At 30.3% G+C, this 15,681-nt stretch carries 14 protein-coding genes; 12 read left to right on the top strand and 2 right to left on the bottom strand.

What is annotated here, in order from left to right; translation table 11 throughout:
* Nucleotides 1–117: 117 nt before the first annotated feature.
* A complete protein-coding gene (locus tag FYJ83_RS11225) occupies nucleotides 118–1,458 on the bottom strand; it encodes a methyl-accepting chemotaxis protein (RefSeq protein WP_154440608.1) in 1,341 nt (446 codons plus the stop codon).
* 272 nt (nucleotides 1,459–1,730) lie between these two features.
* On the opposite strand from FYJ83_RS11225, the gene dnaX reads away from it, so the two are divergent.
* The 9 genes from dnaX (at nucleotide 1,731) to FYJ83_RS11180 (ending at nucleotide 11,387) form a co-directional block, all read left to right on the top strand.
* On the top strand, nucleotides 1,731–3,362 hold the full coding sequence (dnaX, locus tag FYJ83_RS11220) for a DNA polymerase III subunit gamma/tau (RefSeq protein WP_154440606.1): 1,632 nt from the start codon (nucleotides 1,731–1,733) through the stop codon (nucleotides 3,360–3,362).
* 16 nt (nucleotides 3,363–3,378) lie between these two features.
* A complete protein-coding gene (locus FYJ83_RS11215; RefSeq protein WP_154440604.1) occupies nucleotides 3,379–3,717 on the top strand; it encodes a YbaB/EbfC family nucleoid-associated protein in 339 nt (112 codons plus the stop codon).
* An 18-nt stretch (nucleotides 3,718–3,735) separates the two neighbouring features.
* A complete protein-coding gene (gene recR, locus FYJ83_RS11210) occupies nucleotides 3,736–4,335 on the top strand; it encodes a recombination mediator RecR (RefSeq protein ID WP_154440602.1) in 600 nt (199 codons plus the stop codon).
* A 517-nt stretch (nucleotides 4,336–4,852) separates the two neighbouring features.
* On the top strand, nucleotides 4,853–5,587 hold the full coding sequence (locus FYJ83_RS11205) for a TrmH family RNA methyltransferase (RefSeq protein ID WP_154440600.1): 735 nt from the start codon (nucleotides 4,853–4,855) through the stop codon (nucleotides 5,585–5,587).
* Nucleotides 5,588–5,868: 281 nt separating this feature from the next.
* Entirely contained in the window at nucleotides 5,869–6,834 is a 966-nt protein-coding gene (locus FYJ83_RS11200; protein WP_154440599.1) for an ABC transporter permease, read from the top strand.
* A gap of 14 nt (nucleotides 6,835–6,848) precedes the next feature.
* Entirely contained in the window at nucleotides 6,849–7,688 is an 840-nt protein-coding gene (locus tag FYJ83_RS11195) for an ABC transporter permease (RefSeq protein WP_154440597.1), read from the top strand.
* A 10-nt stretch (nucleotides 7,689–7,698) separates the two neighbouring features.
* Nucleotides 7,699–8,670: an ABC transporter ATP-binding protein gene (locus FYJ83_RS11190; RefSeq protein WP_154440595.1), complete on the top strand. Its 972-nt coding sequence runs from the start codon at nucleotides 7,699–7,701 to the stop codon at nucleotides 8,668–8,670.
* A complete protein-coding gene (locus FYJ83_RS11185) occupies nucleotides 8,663–9,622 on the top strand; it encodes an ABC transporter ATP-binding protein (RefSeq protein ID WP_154440593.1) in 960 nt (319 codons plus the stop codon). The genes FYJ83_RS11190 and FYJ83_RS11185 overlap by 8 nt, the downstream gene beginning before the upstream one ends.
* Nucleotides 9,623–9,776: 154 nt before the next feature.
* The gene (locus FYJ83_RS11180) at nucleotides 9,777–11,387 is read left to right on the top strand and encodes an ABC transporter substrate-binding protein (protein WP_154440591.1); all 1,611 of its coding nucleotides are present in this window, start codon (nucleotides 9,777–9,779) and stop codon (nucleotides 11,385–11,387) included.
* A gap of 355 nt (nucleotides 11,388–11,742) precedes the next feature.
* On the opposite strand, the gene FYJ83_RS11175 is transcribed toward FYJ83_RS11180, so the two are convergent.
* Entirely contained in the window at nucleotides 11,743–11,988 is a 246-nt protein-coding gene (locus tag FYJ83_RS11175; RefSeq protein ID WP_154440589.1) for a helix-turn-helix domain-containing protein, read from the bottom strand.
* A 106-nt stretch (nucleotides 11,989–12,094) separates the two neighbouring features.
* On the opposite strand from FYJ83_RS11175, the gene FYJ83_RS11170 reads away from it, so the two are divergent.
* From FYJ83_RS11170 to FYJ83_RS11160, 3 genes are all read left to right on the top strand, one after another.
* Complete coding sequence (locus FYJ83_RS11170; RefSeq protein WP_154440587.1) at nucleotides 12,095–12,823, top strand: GGDEF domain-containing protein; 729 nt, start codon at nucleotides 12,095–12,097, stop codon at nucleotides 12,821–12,823.
* 303 nt (nucleotides 12,824–13,126) lie between these two features.
* Nucleotides 13,127–13,690: a pyridoxamine 5'-phosphate oxidase family protein gene (locus FYJ83_RS11165; protein ID WP_154440585.1), complete on the top strand. Its 564-nt coding sequence runs from the start codon at nucleotides 13,127–13,129 to the stop codon at nucleotides 13,688–13,690.
* A gap of 510 nt (nucleotides 13,691–14,200) precedes the next feature.
* The gene (locus tag FYJ83_RS11160; RefSeq protein ID WP_154440583.1) at nucleotides 14,201–15,538 is read left to right on the top strand and encodes an HdeD family acid-resistance protein; all 1,338 of its coding nucleotides are present in this window, start codon (nucleotides 14,201–14,203) and stop codon (nucleotides 15,536–15,538) included.
* The last annotated feature ends 143 nt before the right edge of the window (nucleotides 15,539–15,681 follow it).

The raw sequence follows: 15,681 nt of genomic DNA, 5'->3' as shown, positions 1-15,681 counted from the left end.
ATAAATTAAAATAACCTTGGCAAAGATATAATCAAGATATTTAATTGTAAGTTTTATCCAGTTTAATATTTCTTGTCAGATTAGAGATGAGTAGTTATCTCTAAAGCACAAAGTTATTTACATTCTCAATTTATTGCTAGTCATCTCTACGCTATCAGTTTGTAAAATTGCTATTTCTTCTACATTTTTCATAATAGCAACACCAGAGTCAACCTTTTCCATAAGATCATCGACTATTTTTGCTATTTCTTCAGTAAAATTATTGGACTCTTCTGCAAGCTTTCTCACTTCGTCTGCTACTACTGAAAATCCAAGACCTGCTTCTCCAGCTCTTGCAGCTTCTATGGCCGCGTTTAATGCCAATAAATTAGTTTGATTAGCAATGCTCTTTATCATATGGCTTGCGTTTGCAATTTTTTCTGCACTTTTACTAGTATCTATTATTACTTCTCTTATTTTTTTAGAAGCTTCATTATTATCTGCTGTTTTTTCAACAAGATCCTTTATGATTTCCATTCCTTCACTCTTTAATATATTTACTTTTTCTGTGGATTCTTTTAGTTCACTTAATAACTGCTGTTCCTGTTCCACTAAAGAGCCTAAATGTACTATTTTCATTGCTCCTTTTTCAGTTTCTTCTGCCTGTTCAGTTGCTCCATTAGCAATTTCTTCTATGACTCTGGAAACTTCATCTGTTGCAATTGCTGATTGATTAATTGTTAAATTGAGATCTTCAGAAAAACTTGCCACTTCAATGGATAACTCTGATATTTGGTTTATAAGGTTCCTTAATCTATCTATAACCTTTTGAAAGGCATTAGATAATAAACCAATCTCATCTCTTTTAACCATAAATTCTTCTGGGATATTCTCAGAAACATCTAAATTATCTATTGCCTCAAATAAGTGCATAAGTGGCTTAGAAATTCCTCTATTACTCATAATCCAAATAAATATTAAGATTATCAAGTTAAAAACAAATATTGTACCTTGAATGAATTTAAGAAATATTACCTTTCCTTTTGAATAGTTCTCAGCTGCTGCAACAGCTTCGTTAGTGGTCTCAAAGAAATTCTCACTTTTACTTATTAAATTAGATTTCTCTCCACTTTTTCTACTTTCATATATGGTTTCCTTTATATCTTCCCAGTCTTTTTTTACTTTGTCCATAGACGAAATAAATTCTTCATCTGTAGCCTTTGGCAATCCTAGCCCAGAATCTCCATCAATTAATCCATTTATTTTCTTCTCTATTGTCTCTATAAGCTCATCTGCATTTTCTCCAGTTAATTCCAACTTAATAAGTCTCTGACTTCCCCCTCTAACTGAACCTGCATCATTAATTACCCTACTATCAGCTTCCATTTTCTCCAGTTGATAAAATACTGATACTGTACTGACTAGTGAAAAAAATAATAAGGCTATTACTATAACCTTTAGCTTAAAATTTATTTTCATATATTTCCTCCTTAGTTATCATTAAATTTTTTAAATATATTATCAGTCTCTAATCCATACCAGTAATAAATACCCCGTAGCTTAATATTGACGCATAGTATAAAAAATAATTTTTTATACTAATTTATCTTTTATAAATAATGGATTTCAGTAAATTTGTTCCAATAAAAGCTATATTTACTTTTTAAGGATGTAGCAGTATAAGATTAATAGGTGTAATCTAAGGCCAAATCTGATATAATATATTATATTATAAAAATGTAGGTGAGATTATGTACCAGGCCTTATATAGACAATATAGACCTAAAACCTTTGATGATGTCTTAGGTCAGAAACATATAACAATTACATTAAGAAATCAAATCCAAAAGGAAAATATTGGTCATGCCTATTTATTCTCAGGAACAAGAGGTACAGGTAAAACTTCTACAGCAAAGATATTTTCTAGAGCCGTAAACTGTCTTAATTCTCATGAGGGTAATCCATGTAATGAGTGTGAAATCTGCAAAGGAATATTAGATGAAAGCATAATAGATGTTATAGAAATGGATGCTGCCAGTAATAGAGGTATAGATGATATTAGGGAACTAAGGGATAAAGTAATATATCCACCAGCTAGGGCAAAATATAAAGTTTATATAATAGATGAAGTTCATATGCTGACTATTCAAGCTTTTAATGCACTGTTAAAGACTCTTGAAGAACCGCCTAAACATCTAATATTTATATTAGCAACAACAGAACCTGAAAAATTACCTCAGACAATTCTATCTAGATGTCAAAGATTTGATTTTAAAAGAATTACTACAAAAGATATAATTGAGAACATGGAGAGTATTTGTAGCAACTTAAATCTAGAAGTAGATAGAAAGGTACTGAGTTTAATAGCAAGAAATTCTGATGGAGCAATGAGAGATGCTTTGAGTTTACTTGATCAATGTGTATCATTTGGTAAAGGTAAAATCACTTATGAAGATGCCATAGGTATACTAGGCATAGTAAACAATGGACTAATAATTGATATAATAGATAATATAATATGCAAGAATCTAGAAAATGTATTGGAAACAATAGATGAGGTCATTCAAAATGGTAAGGATATTCATCAATTTATTAAGGATTTAATTATGCACTTCAGAAATCTGATGATAATAAAGACATCTAAAAATCCTCTAGAATTAATAGATATAGATGAAGACTTACTGGCAAAATATATAGAACAAAGTAAAAACCTAGAGTTAAATTTTATACTTAAATCCCTAGATACACTTACAATGGCAGATGAAAAGGCAAAATGGTCGACTCAACCTAGAATAATTCTCGAAATGGCAGTAATTCAAATAACTAAATTAGAGGATATTTATTCGTTGGAAGAAAGAATAAGAAGGTTAGAAGAAGGTGCACCAAAAGAAGTAAAGGTTATAGAAGAACAGCCTAAAGTAGAAAGTACTCATGTAGGAAATACACCAGAGATAAAAAAAGAAGAACTAAAAACAGAAGAACATGAGGAGAAAATACCTGAAAAAGAAAGCTTTTCAGATGACGGAAAGGACTTAGCCTTTGAAACAATAGTCAAGGAATGGCAACAAGTACTTCAAAGTATAAAATCTAAGAAGATGAATATTTTTGCTTTACTTATTGAAGGGAAACTTGTTAGTTATTCTAATAATACACTGACCATAGGATATAAAGAAGGTTTTGGTTTCCATAAAGATGCCATAGAAAAACCTGCTAATAAGGAATTTGTAGAAAATACTATTTCTGCTTATTTTAAGAAGAATATAGACATAAGATTTATAATGGGTAATGAAAAACCAAAAGTTGAAGATGAAAAAAAAAACAAGGATAAAGCTATAAAAGAGGTCATAGACTTCTTTGGAGAAGATATAGTACAAATAAAATAAGGAAGGAGAATTAATTATGGCAAAACGTGGATTCCCAGGAATGGGTGGAAATATGGGAAATATGATGAAACAAATGCAAAAGATGCAAAAACAAATGGAGGAAATGCAAAAACAATTGGAAGAAACAGAAGTAGAAGCAACTGCTGGTGGTGGAGCTATTTCTTGCAAAGTAAATGGTAAAAAAGAAGTTCTTGAAATTACCATAGATGAAAGTGTAGTAGACCCAGAAGATGTGGAAATGCTGCAGGATCTAGTTCTAGCTGCAGTAAATGAAGCTCTTAGAAAAGCTGAAGATATGATGACTAAGGAAATGAATAAGCTTACTGGTGGAATGAATATCCCAGGATTGTTCTAATAGAAGGAGAGTAAGATAATGGAGCAGTATGCACTACCAATAGCCAATTTAATAGAGCAGCTATCGCATTTACCAGGTATAGGTAGAAAAACTGCTCAAAGATTAGCCTTTTATATATTGGAAATGGAAGATATAGATGCAGAAAAATTATCTAAATCCATTATAGAGGCAAAAGATAAAATAAGGCTTTGTAGTATCTGCTGTAATCTAACAGATGAAGACCCATGTAATATCTGTAGAGATAACATAAGGGATAAGTCTATAATCTGTGTAGTAGAGGGAGCAAAAGATATTATAGCCATGGAAAAGTCTAGAGAGTATAAGGGACAATATCATGTACTTCATGGAGTTATATCTCCTATGGACAATGTAGGACCCAATGATATAAAAATTAAGGAACTTTTAGATAGATTGTCAAATGATGAAGTCAAAGAAATAATTCTGGCTACTAATCCGACAGTGGAAGGTGAAGCAACAGCTTTATATATTTCTAGACTGGTGAAACCCTTAGGAATAAAGGTAACAAGAATAGCCCATGGTATTCCAATAGGCGGAGATTTAGAATATTTTGATGAAATAACCATAGCAAAGGCTATAGATAATAGAAGAGAGATATAGGAAATAAAATTATATGTTTACATCAAATAAAGTCCTATCATTATGCAAATTTTTGATGGGAGTAAATAAAATTGTTTTAGGAAACATGGTTTAGAAGGGATAAGGAATCTCGGTTAAGCCATGTTTTTTTTATTAGATTTTCAAGAGTAAAGGAAATAAGGATAAGGTTTAAGTCTGGTAAAATCAATGAAATGGAAGGTTAAATAGACAAGCAAAATGGATAAAATTATCCTTTTAAAATATCGTAAGAGTACAAAACGAAAAAATATAGTTATCAAATTGAATTTTAAATATATTTTGAAAAGATAAAGGAATATTATGATATTATAACAGTTAAGGAGGTGATTTTAATGGCAATAAATTTTGGCGTTACACTAGGTGTACTCCATGCAAGGTCTATTGATAAACAGACTGCGAGCTTTGCATGGAGTAGAGATATCGCTGCATAGTATGATTCTGTTTATCATTTAGGCTTTGCACCCTTAAATACTTTAATATTTTAAGGAGCGGGGTCTATATGAAAAACAAATTAATTTTAAAACCATACAAGAAGGAATTTGATTATTCTTATACTTCTGGTGCATATGCAACTTATGAGTTGATAGAAATTAAGCCGGAAATTGTTAAAGCAGTTTATATCCATTCGAGATATTCTAACAAAGAGGAAATGGAAAGGGTTTGTAGAGATAATAAAATCACTTTTTTGTATGATGATAAAACTTTTATTCGAATAAGTCAGAAAGAGAATAGCTATATTATTGGAGTGTTTGAAAAACATTCATATATTTTGGACAAATCAAAACCTCATGTAGTTCTTGTAAACCCAAGTGATATGGGAAATATAGGAACTATAATAAGGACCATGGCAGGATTTAACATACATAATCTTGCAATAATTACTCCAGCAGCTGATATATTTAATCCTAAAACCATTAGGGCTTCTATGGGGGCGTTGTTTAGAATTAATTTTCAGTTATTCAATTCTTTTGAAGAATATAGACAAATATACTCAAGACATTGGTGTTATCCTTTTATGCTTAAGGGAGAAATATGCTTGAATATTGATAATTGTTCAGAAGGAAATCTTTTTAGTTTAATATTCGGCAACGAAGCAACAGGGCTTGATGAAAGTTTTCTAGGTATAGGGACAAGTGTAAAAATCCCTTCTTCAGATCTTGTTGACTCATTAAATTTATCAATTGCAGCAGGAATAGGCATTTTTACTTTTGCAAGTAAAAATGGTCTTATATAAAAAATTCTTTAAAGGCAGGAGAAAGAATGGACTAAAATCCAAGAAATCTCCTGCTTTTTTATTTGAAAAATTTAAATTTTAAGTTATAGATATAAAAAATTATATTAACAGCAATTTGAGTATTATTAAAACATATCAATAAATTTTTAGAATAGATAAATCCTATTTAACATACTGGAGATTAAATGTTATACTACTCAATGAAAAAGGAAATTGTTAGAAGTTTATCATATATTTTAGAATAATTTTTAGAAATGACGGATTAATTAGGAGGAAATATTATGAGAGATTATATTAGAAAGCGTATTACTACTGGAATCTTGACAATATTATTTTCTTTTTGTTTAACCTTTTTTTTAATTAGATATGCTCCAGGAAATCCTATAAAAGTTTTAGCAGGTACAGAAAATCCTAATCCAGAGCTTATAGAACATTTAACAGCTAAATACGGATTAGACAAATCTATTCCAATCCAGTTTGGTAATTATATAAAAAATATATTGAAAGGTGATCTTGGATATTCCTATATGAGCAATGAGCCTGTGTCAAAGTTAATCGGTGAAAAGTTATTTGCCACAATTTTACTTACTTTAACAGGGGTTATATTGTCAGTTATAGTAGGAACATTTTTAGGTGTATATGCAGCAAGGAAAGCAGGGTCTATATTTGATAGGCTTATGTGCAGTGCTTGCTATGTTTTTGATGCTATTCCTGGCTTTTGGCTTGGATTAATTTTGATACTTATATTTGCATCTAAATTTGGAATTTTACCTACTTCAGGAATGTATGATTTAAGAGCAGAACATCAAGGGTTTGCTCGTGTTTTAGACGTTGTAAAGCATATGATTTTACCTGTCAGTACCCTATTTATAATTCAGATGCCAATGTATTTCAGAATAGCTAGATCCTCAGTTTTGCAAACTATGTCAGAGGATTTTATTTTGACTTTAAGAGCAGCAGGAATGAAAGAAAATAAGATATTTAATAAATATGTGTTGAGAAATGCTATAATCCCTACTATTACAAAACTCAGCTTATCTTTGGCATTTATAATTAGTGGAGTAGCTTTGATAGAGATAGTTTTCGCATGGCCCGGTATGGGCAGACTTATTATGGATGCAATAATGAAAAGGGATTATCCATTGCTAACAGGTGTATATCTGATGATCTCTGTATCTATTTGTGTAGTTATGATTATTACTGATATTATCTATGCCTTAATAGATCCAAGAATTAGGCTTGAATAAGGATGTGCTATATTATGAAGAATGTGCAATATATATTGAAGAAAATATGCTCTAGTAAGGAACTATTGATTGGCATTACAATTCTTATAATATTGATTTTAGTAGCAATATTGTCCCCCTTTATTGCTACTAATGATCCTTATTTTTTAAACGATGATTTAACTGCAAGGCCTTCTTCTAAATATATTTTTGGTACTGATGGTTTAGGCAGAGATGTATTTAGCATGGTAGTTTGGGGTGCTAGGACATCATTAAAGGTAGGAATTGTAGTTGCCTTTATATCGTCGATTATAGGAACATTAATAGGAGGTATTGCAGGATATTTAGGGGGAAAGACTGATAAAATAATTTCTGAGATAATAAATATTTTTTTAATGCTGCCAACTTTTTTTCTAATATTAATTATTATTGCAATCTATGGCAGCAGTTTAACTAATATAATAGTTGTTATGGCATTAACAAGCTGGACAGGCACTGCAAGATTGATGCGTTCACAAGCAATATCCTTAAGAGAAAGGACATTTATAAAAAGCGCTCAAACCATTGGTGAAGGCAATATTAGGATATTGTTTAGGCATATTATACCTAATGGAATTTTCCCCATTATAGCAGATTCCACAATGGCTATATCGTCAGCAATATTATCTGAGGCAGGCTTATCTTTCTTGGGTCTTGGAGACCCCAATGTTATAAGCTGGGGCAAGATAATTGCAAATGGAAAAGTATACCTCCCACGAAGCTGGTGGATATGCACTTTTCCAGGTTTGGCAATTGTATGTACAGTGCTTTCCTTCTATTTAATTGGAGAAGGAATGAATCATCTGTTAAACCCTAAATTTAATGGGAAAGACTGAGGAGGATAAAATGTCATTACTTAATATAAATTATCTAAATATTGTATATAAAGTTAAAGGGAAAAAGATTAAAGCAGTGAAGGATTTATCTTTGAATATAGAATCAGAGGATTCTGTTGGAATAGTCGGTGAATCCGGGTCAGGAAAGTCAACATTTGCTATGTCGATTCTTAGTCTCCTTCCCAAGGAAATAACAGAAATAACGGGAGATATTATATTTGATGGAACTGATCTATTAAAAATAGATGAAGAAAGATTGAGACAAATAAAGTGGAAGGAAATTGCATATGTTTTCCAAAAATCAATGAATTCCCTAAGTCCCGTACATAAAATCGGGCTTCAAATGAATGATATATATAAAATTCATGAGGCAAATGCTACAGATAAAGATACTAAGGAGAGAATACTTGAACTATTTAATCTTGTGAATCTATCGAAGGGAGTATATAATCTTTATCCTCATGAATTATCAGGAGGAATGATCCAAAGAGTCAGTATAGCTCTTAGTTTGCTTCATTACCCGAGGCTATTGATATTAGATGAGGCAACAACTGCCTTAGATGTTGTGACACAAGGACAGATACTTGAGGAGATAATGGAGCTTGAAGAAAAGTTAAAATTGACAAGAATAATGATAACTCATGATGTGTCAGTAGTATCTTTAACATGTAAAAAGGTTGCAGTGATGTACGCAGGTTACCTTCTTGAATCAGGATATGTGGAAGATGTCTTTAGTTTGCCTAAGCATCCTTATACTAGGGAGCTTTTGAATTCCTATCCATCTCTTACAGGAGAGAGAAATAGGTTAAAGGGGATTCCAGGTTCTTTTCCAGATCTTAGTGTGGTACATAGGGGATGCATTTTTGCTGATAGATGCAAAGATTCTATGGATATATGCTTTGTCAGAGAGCCAAAGACCGTAGAGATATCAAATGATTGGAAGGTAGCATGTCATTTAGTGGGAGGTGAATATAATGGCTAGCCTCATAACGGTAAAGGATTTAAGAAAATGGTATGTTCAAAAAAAGAAACAAACTATCAAGGCTGTAGATGGAGTTAGCTTTTCCCTTGAAAGAGGAAACATATTGGGAATAATAGGTGAGTCTGGCTGTGGTAAATCTACTTTGGGAAAATTATTAGTTGCTTTAGAGAGTCCCACAGAAGGAATTATTGAATTTGAGGGCAAGTCTATTGAATACATATTGAGAAATAAAGATTTAAAATTCAGGAGAGATTGTCAAATGATTTTCCAAAATCCATTTGATACCTTTGACCCTAGAGATAATGTTAAAAGGATATTGACTACTGCATTAAAGATACATGGTATAGGGAATTCTGAGGAAGAAAGAATAAATATTTGTATAGCGGCTATGGAGAAGGCAGGTATAAGACCAGCAAAGGACTATCTTTCCAGATATCCCCATGAGCTTTCTGGAGGACAGCTTCAAAGAATATCTATAATTAGATCTATGCTATTGAATCCCAAGATTATTATTGCTGATGAACCTGTTTCTATGCTGGATGTATCAGTTCGTGCAGATATAATAAATCTATTGCTGCAACTTACTGAGGAGCGAGGGGCTGGAATGATATTTATAAGTCATGATATTGCAACCACACGTTATATATCCCATAGGATTGCAGTAATGTATTTAGGTAAAATAGTTGAGATTGGGCAAACAGACGATGTAATACATAATCCAAGGCATCCATATACAAAGGCATTGATTTCAAACTGTGGATCTATAAATCCATTTGATAATAAAGATTTAATTAGAATAAAGGGTGAACCGCCTACTCCTGTTGATACAGGTCCAGGATGTTATTTTGCTCCAAGATGCTATAAGGCAGGTGAAAAGTGTAATAAATCATATCCTATTATGGAAGAGGTGGGAGATAATCATTATGCAAGCTGTTTTTATTTATTTAATTAAGGAATTCATTCCTTAATTAAATAAATAAAAAATGAAAGGAGAGGTGAAAAAATATTCCAATGACAAAGAAATTCATTGGATTAGCTTGAGATAAAATAATTAATCAAGCTGTATAAGTAAATATATTACATATAAAAAAATGGAGGGAAAGTAAATGAGAAAAATATCTTTACTTCTTGTTATAGTTCTATGCCTTGGACTATTTACAGGATGTGCTAAGAAAAATGAAGTACCAGAAGCTAATAAAACAGAGGATGTGGCAAAAATTGACTCTGAGCCAGAGGTTTCATCTGAACCTAAGGAAGGTGGAACCTTTATAGCAAGTGTATCTAGAGAACCTCAAACATATAATCCTGATGCTCATTCTGATGATGGTGCATATCCAGTGATTCAAAATATTTTCAATAAGCTTGTAAAGATCAATGGATATGATCAAGTGGTTCCAGATCTTGCTAAAGAATGGGAATTCTCTGAAGATGCTAAAACCGTAACATTTCATCTACAAGAAAATGTTAAATGGCATGATGGCAAAGATTTCAGCTCAGAGGACGTAAAGTGGACTTTTGATCAGATAATAAAGGAAAAGGGATTTGCTTCAGCATCACTTTCAGATATTGAAGAAATTATATGTCCGGACAAAAATACAGTAGTATTTAAGCTTAAGGGACCTAATTCAGGATTGTTAGGATATATAGCATGGTTTGGAACATATATAATGCCAAAGCATATATATGAAGGAACTGATTGGTTAGAAAATCCTGCAAATCAAAGTCCAATAGGTACTGGTCCATTTAAATTTGTAGAGCATAAAAGTGGACAAAGTGTAACTATTGAAAGAAATGATGAATACTGGGGAGATAAACCATATTTAGATAAGGTAGTATTCTCTATAATTCCAGAGCAGAGTACTGCTTACCAAGCATGGCTAAATGGAGAAACAGATGAAAATAAACATGGCGTTCCTGCTAATGAGCTTAGTGGATTTGAAAACAATCCAGATTATGTAATATATGATAAACTTTGGCCAAACAAAGGCTATATACATTTTAATGTAAATAAGGGTAAGTTTGCTGACTTAAAGGTCAGACAAGCAGTAGCTTATGGTATAGATAGAGATGAAATTTTTACTAAGGCATTAAAAGGTATTGGCGAAAAAGCAGAATATTTCATATCACCTCTTTATGATTGGGCAATAAATGAAGATGCAAAACTTCCAGAGAGGGATATTGAAAAAGCGAAAGCTTTACTTGAAGAAGCAGGATATAAGGCTGATGATAATGGAATTTATTTTACTACAACAGTGGATACTTATCCTGGATTTGATGATATAGTAGAAGTTCTTAAATCAAATTTCAAAGAATTTGGCATAGATCTACAAGTTAATGCAATGGATGATGCAGCTTATGATGAGAAGGTTTGGTTTGGACGTGATTTTGAATTGACAATGCTTGGCGGATACCAAGGACCAGATATATCAGCAATAGGAAATCGTATTGGTGTAGGTACTTCAATGAATCTAGGGGAATATAATAATCCTAGAGTAGAAGAATTATTGAAACAAGGGGTAATCTTATCTTCAGAAGAAGATAGAGCACCTGTATATAAAGAAATACAAAAAATATTATCAGAGGATCTTCCAAATATATTTTTATATGAAAAGGGAGCAAAGATAGTAGTTAAATCTTATGTAAAAGGTCATCCGGCAGGAGAGGCTGTGGAAAAAGCATCAGAATCTGAATATACTTATATATGGCTAGATAAATAATATAGATAAAATGAGGGACAATACTATTGTCCCTCATTTTATCTATAAAAATTAAGGGTGTAGAAGAATACTTGGATTATTGTAATTAAATAAAAGTGTAGATAATAACTGCCTCATACTTATTTTGCTTTAATTCTATTTTCTCTTAAAGAACCTTATGTTTATTTACAATAAATCTCCTTAATTATTAAAGTATTATTCCCTTTTAAAAAAATGAATAAATTATTCTATACATTAAATTTGTCATATGTCTCCGTCTATGATTATATAGTATGCGAAAAGGTATATATGAAAACATTAAAATAGATAAATCAAGATATATAATTCTTCTTTCCCTATCTAATTGAATCAAAACTTACTTATCAATCCCCAACAACCAATCGACACTAACCTTAAGTATCTTAGAAAATGCTACCAGTTCCATATCAGTAATAATTCTTTTCTGTTGTTCAATTTTTGAAATACTTGCCCTATCTACATAGACAGCAAGTGTTTCAAGTTTTGCTGATAATTCCTGTTGTGTAAGCTTGCTTTTTAGTCTTGCAATTTTTATTCTAGGTCCTGCAACATTACGCTCTTTAGAATCTAATATTAACTTCATAATATACCACCTTTTTGTTCTTTATTGGAACACTTGTATTTTATCCAAAACTATGTAATAATATGTTCTAATAAAGAACAAAATTTTAAAATGGGGGATATTTATTATGCCTAAAGGGGATAAACATAAGGAAATAATTCGTATTGTATTAGACAAGAGATGTAATATAGAATATACAAGCATAGATAATCAAAATGCTATATCTTATATTGAAAAACTAAAGATTTTACAAAGATTGTCTGATGATTTACCATTTCAATATGAGTTAGGTGATTATTATGTAACCCTTGACAAGGTTAATATTACCAATAAATTATACTATTTAATTACAATCGTAGATGAATATAATAAGTGTAGTAATTGCAGTAAGGTATTTATTGATAAAGTCACAGGACTATATAATCGTAACTACTGGGAGAGATTCATCAATGATGAAATGCTTAATCTTAGGACAGAAAGTTTTACTCTGATAATTATTGATGTGGATAATTTAAAGAGAATAAATGATATACATGGTCATACAGCAGGTGATAAAGCCATTGAGATTGTAGGAGAAGGAATTAAAAAGTGTATAAGGAAAAATGATGTAGGGTTAAGGTATGGAGGAGACGAATTTATAATTTTGCTTTTTAAACAAGATAAAAATATAGCTTATAAAATTATAGAAAGAATTAGGAGAGAAATTCACAATCTATCTGTAGATTATGGATTAAATATTCAATTTAGTGCAGGAGTTGCTTACAGCAATTCATTAAAAAATATGGTAGATATAATCACTATGGCAGATAAAGATTTATACAGAGAAAAAGCATTAAAAAAAACAAATGAGTGTTAAAAAAGATGATTCGAAAATAGAAATTAATAAAAAGATAAGAAAAATATAAATCAGGAAATATTAGAAATAAGCAAACAACTAAATAAATTATAAATATTTAATAGATATATATAAATTTAATTTTGTTTATTTTGATTCCAGTAACAATATTGTTAAGATTTTATTATTAAAGATCTATGGAGTATTATGGGTAAGTACTATATAATGAGAATAGAAGTAGTACAAATATTCTAATAAAGATTAAAATGAAAGCAATATCTTGGTTACAGAATTAAAATAATATATTTTAGGTAGGTGGAAATTATGAGAAGAAAAGATAGAGAAATGAGTAAAGAATTTGGATTAGAAGTTATAGATAAGGCAAGATATGGTGTTATTTCAATGATTGATGAATATAATGAACCTTATGGAATTCCTCTTTCTATTGTAAGGGATAAAAGCACCTTATATTTTCACTCAGCTATGGATGGAAGAAAGGTAAAGATATTTGAGAAAAACCCTAATGTTAGTATATCATTCATAGGAGAAATAAAGATTCCAGAAAAGTATACTAAAGGTGAACTAGATGAAATAGCAAAGGATGAATCTAAATCAGTATTACTTATTAGTAGTGTTTTTACAACGGAGTATGAATCGGCAGTTGTGAAAGGTAAGGTAAGATTAGTAGAAGATGAAGAAGAAAAAATAAAAGCCATGAGGCTAATATGTGAAAAATATACTTCCACAAAAATGGATTACTTTGATATAGCAGTTAAATCAGGATTAAAGAGGACTAATATATATGAAGTAGAGATAGAAGAAATTACTGCTAAAAGAAAGAAATATGATAAGAATGGTGAAGAAATGAAATGGGGTAGAATGGAGTAAGATTTCAAATGAACAAGTAGGAGCACTAAAATATAGAATTGATTTCAAAAGATAGTATTAGTGGTTTTGTTAGAGGTTTAGCATACTTCATCTAATGTATTCTTTACTATATCCCAATAAAATAAAGTCCTTATAATCAGGAGAGAGCATGGGCTAAAGTCTAGGCTCTCTTTGATCTTTTTATAGTTTTTATTTTGTGAAGGATTTATGTTTTGTGGTATTATAAAATGAGAAATATAAATATGACTATTAAATCAATATAATAATGATAAAGATATTTAAAGAAATAAATTGGGAAAAACCCAATACTAACTTAACAAAATACTTTTATGAATATATAATAAAGAGAATAGATATTGATGTAATATGGAAATTTGCACTTAATCACATAAATGTAATTTAAAATTCTTATTTATTGGAAAGAGTATTGAAAGAAAATTTACTAGTAGAAATAGAAGAAAATATTAAAATTCTATTAAATAATTTTGCATAATCATAAGAGGTGAATATATGAATATAAAAGAATTAAAAGTAAAAAATATTGACATTTATTCTATGATATTTTCAGGCATATTATATTTAGGCCTTGGAATATTATTTTTAACTCAAAAAGCAACTGTCATATTTGCAGTAAAGAATATTTTAAATCTACTAGTTATACTTTTTTGTATAACAGCAATCTTTCAAATCATAGGATTTTCTCCTATTAATAAAAAGAAATTTACTTCAATATCTAGATTATTTGGATTTATACTTAATCTAACTATGGCATACATTATTTACTTTAAACCTAAACTGATTATTTCAATCTTCCCGATGTTTTTTGGAATATATGCCTTTTTTGGAGGAATAATTAGACTTTTAATCTATATCCAATATAAGAAAAATCATGTAGAAAGAAGATTCTTTGTGGTTATAGAATCCATGATTTTAATATTTCTTGGAATAATTATAATGATTTATCCTCTATCAGCTATTTTACCTATCTCCAATGCAATTGGAATGTTTTTTATTCTCTACGGAATTTCATTTATTATAGATGCTTTATTAGATGGATTATCCATAGAGACAAAAGATTCTTTTAAAAGGAGAGTTAGAATTAATCTTCCCATATTTATGGTTGCATTCATTCCACATAAGATCTTGATGAAAATCAATAAGGCTTTTGAAACTGAGAAATTAAGTCTAGAAGATTTAATAATATCAAAAGAAAACACTGATTTTGATTTAGAAGTTTTAATACATGTAGGAGATAAAGGAGTTTCTGCTTTTGGTCATGTGGATATTTGGTTTGAGGATAGGGTAATGACTTATGGCAGTTATGATGAGGATACTTATAAATTAGCAGGAATCATATCTGATGGAGTTTTAATAGAAGTCTTTGATAAAGAGAAATATATAGAGTTTTCTCAAGAGTATATGGGAAAAACCTTATTTGGATTTGGTTTAAAGCTTAATAAAAATCAGAAGAAAAGGGTAAGGGATAGAATCGAAGATATTCGTAAAAATTTGTATGAATGGCATCCTAAAAGTCAAAAAGATAAAGAGTTAGGGATAATACCTGCAAACCCACATAAAGATTATGCAAGTATAGTATATGAACGGTTGAAAGGGAATTTTTATAAGTTTATGAAGGGACCATTTAAGACATATTTCGCTTTAAATACAAATTGTGTTCTTTTAGCAGATACTATAGTTGGCCAGGCAGGAATAGATTTAGTAAAAATCCAAGGATTGATTTCACCGGGAGCTTATTTTGAGTATTTTAATAGGGAGTTTTCAAGAAAAAATAGCTTTGTAATATCCAGAATTATATACTACAAAGATGGTAGAAAAAATGAAAAATAGTCAAAGAATAGATGAATAAAAATTGATTAAATCCTAGAAGTATTTTCAAGAGAAATCTTGTAAGTATTTTTAGGATTTTAATTTTACCTTATGCCTTATTCCATTATATGGAATATATTCCATAACAAGTCAAGAACAAATTC

This window comes from Tissierella pigra (genome assembly GCF_009695605.1).
Taxonomy (GTDB): Bacteria; Bacillota; Clostridia; order Tissierellales; family Tissierellaceae; genus Tissierella; species Tissierella pigra.
Note: the sequence above shows the minus strand (reverse complement) of the source record. Positions and strands in the feature narration are given on the sequence as shown.

Bases quoted from the DNA above. Each gene is read 5' to 3' on its own strand.
- FYJ83_RS11165 (WP_154440585.1), top strand. From the start codon at position 13,127: ATGAGAAGAAAAGATAGAGAAATGAGTAAAGAATTTGGATTAGAAGTT.
- FYJ83_RS11195 (WP_154440597.1), top strand. From the start codon at position 6,849: ATGAAGAATGTGCAATATATATTGAAGAAAATATGCTCTAGTAAGGAA.
- FYJ83_RS11215 (WP_154440604.1), top strand. From the start codon at position 3,379: ATGGCAAAACGTGGATTCCCAGGAATGGGTGGAAATATGGGAAATATG.
- FYJ83_RS11160 (WP_154440583.1), top strand. From the start codon at position 14,201: ATGAATATAAAAGAATTAAAAGTAAAAAATATTGACATTTATTCTATG.
- recR (WP_154440602.1), top strand. From the start codon at position 3,736: ATGGAGCAGTATGCACTACCAATAGCCAATTTAATAGAGCAGCTATCG.
- FYJ83_RS11185 (WP_154440593.1), top strand. From the start codon at position 8,663: ATGGCTAGCCTCATAACGGTAAAGGATTTAAGAAAATGGTATGTTCAA.
- FYJ83_RS11205 (WP_154440600.1), top strand. From the start codon at position 4,853: ATGAAAAACAAATTAATTTTAAAACCATACAAGAAGGAATTTGATTAT.
- FYJ83_RS11170 (WP_154440587.1), top strand. From the start codon at position 12,095: ATGCCTAAAGGGGATAAACATAAGGAAATAATTCGTATTGTATTAGAC.
- FYJ83_RS11225 (WP_154440608.1), bottom strand. From the start codon at position 1,458: ATGAAAATAAATTTTAAGCTAAAGGTTATAGTAATAGCCTTATTATTT.
- FYJ83_RS11200 (WP_154440599.1), top strand. From the start codon at position 5,869: ATGAGAGATTATATTAGAAAGCGTATTACTACTGGAATCTTGACAATA.
- FYJ83_RS11190 (WP_154440595.1), top strand. From the start codon at position 7,699: ATGTCATTACTTAATATAAATTATCTAAATATTGTATATAAAGTTAAA.
- dnaX (WP_154440606.1), top strand. From the start codon at position 1,731: ATGTACCAGGCCTTATATAGACAATATAGACCTAAAACCTTTGATGAT.
- FYJ83_RS11175 (WP_154440589.1), bottom strand. From the start codon at position 11,988: ATGAAGTTAATATTAGATTCTAAAGAGCGTAATGTTGCAGGACCTAGA.
- FYJ83_RS11180 (WP_154440591.1), top strand. From the start codon at position 9,777: ATGAGAAAAATATCTTTACTTCTTGTTATAGTTCTATGCCTTGGACTA.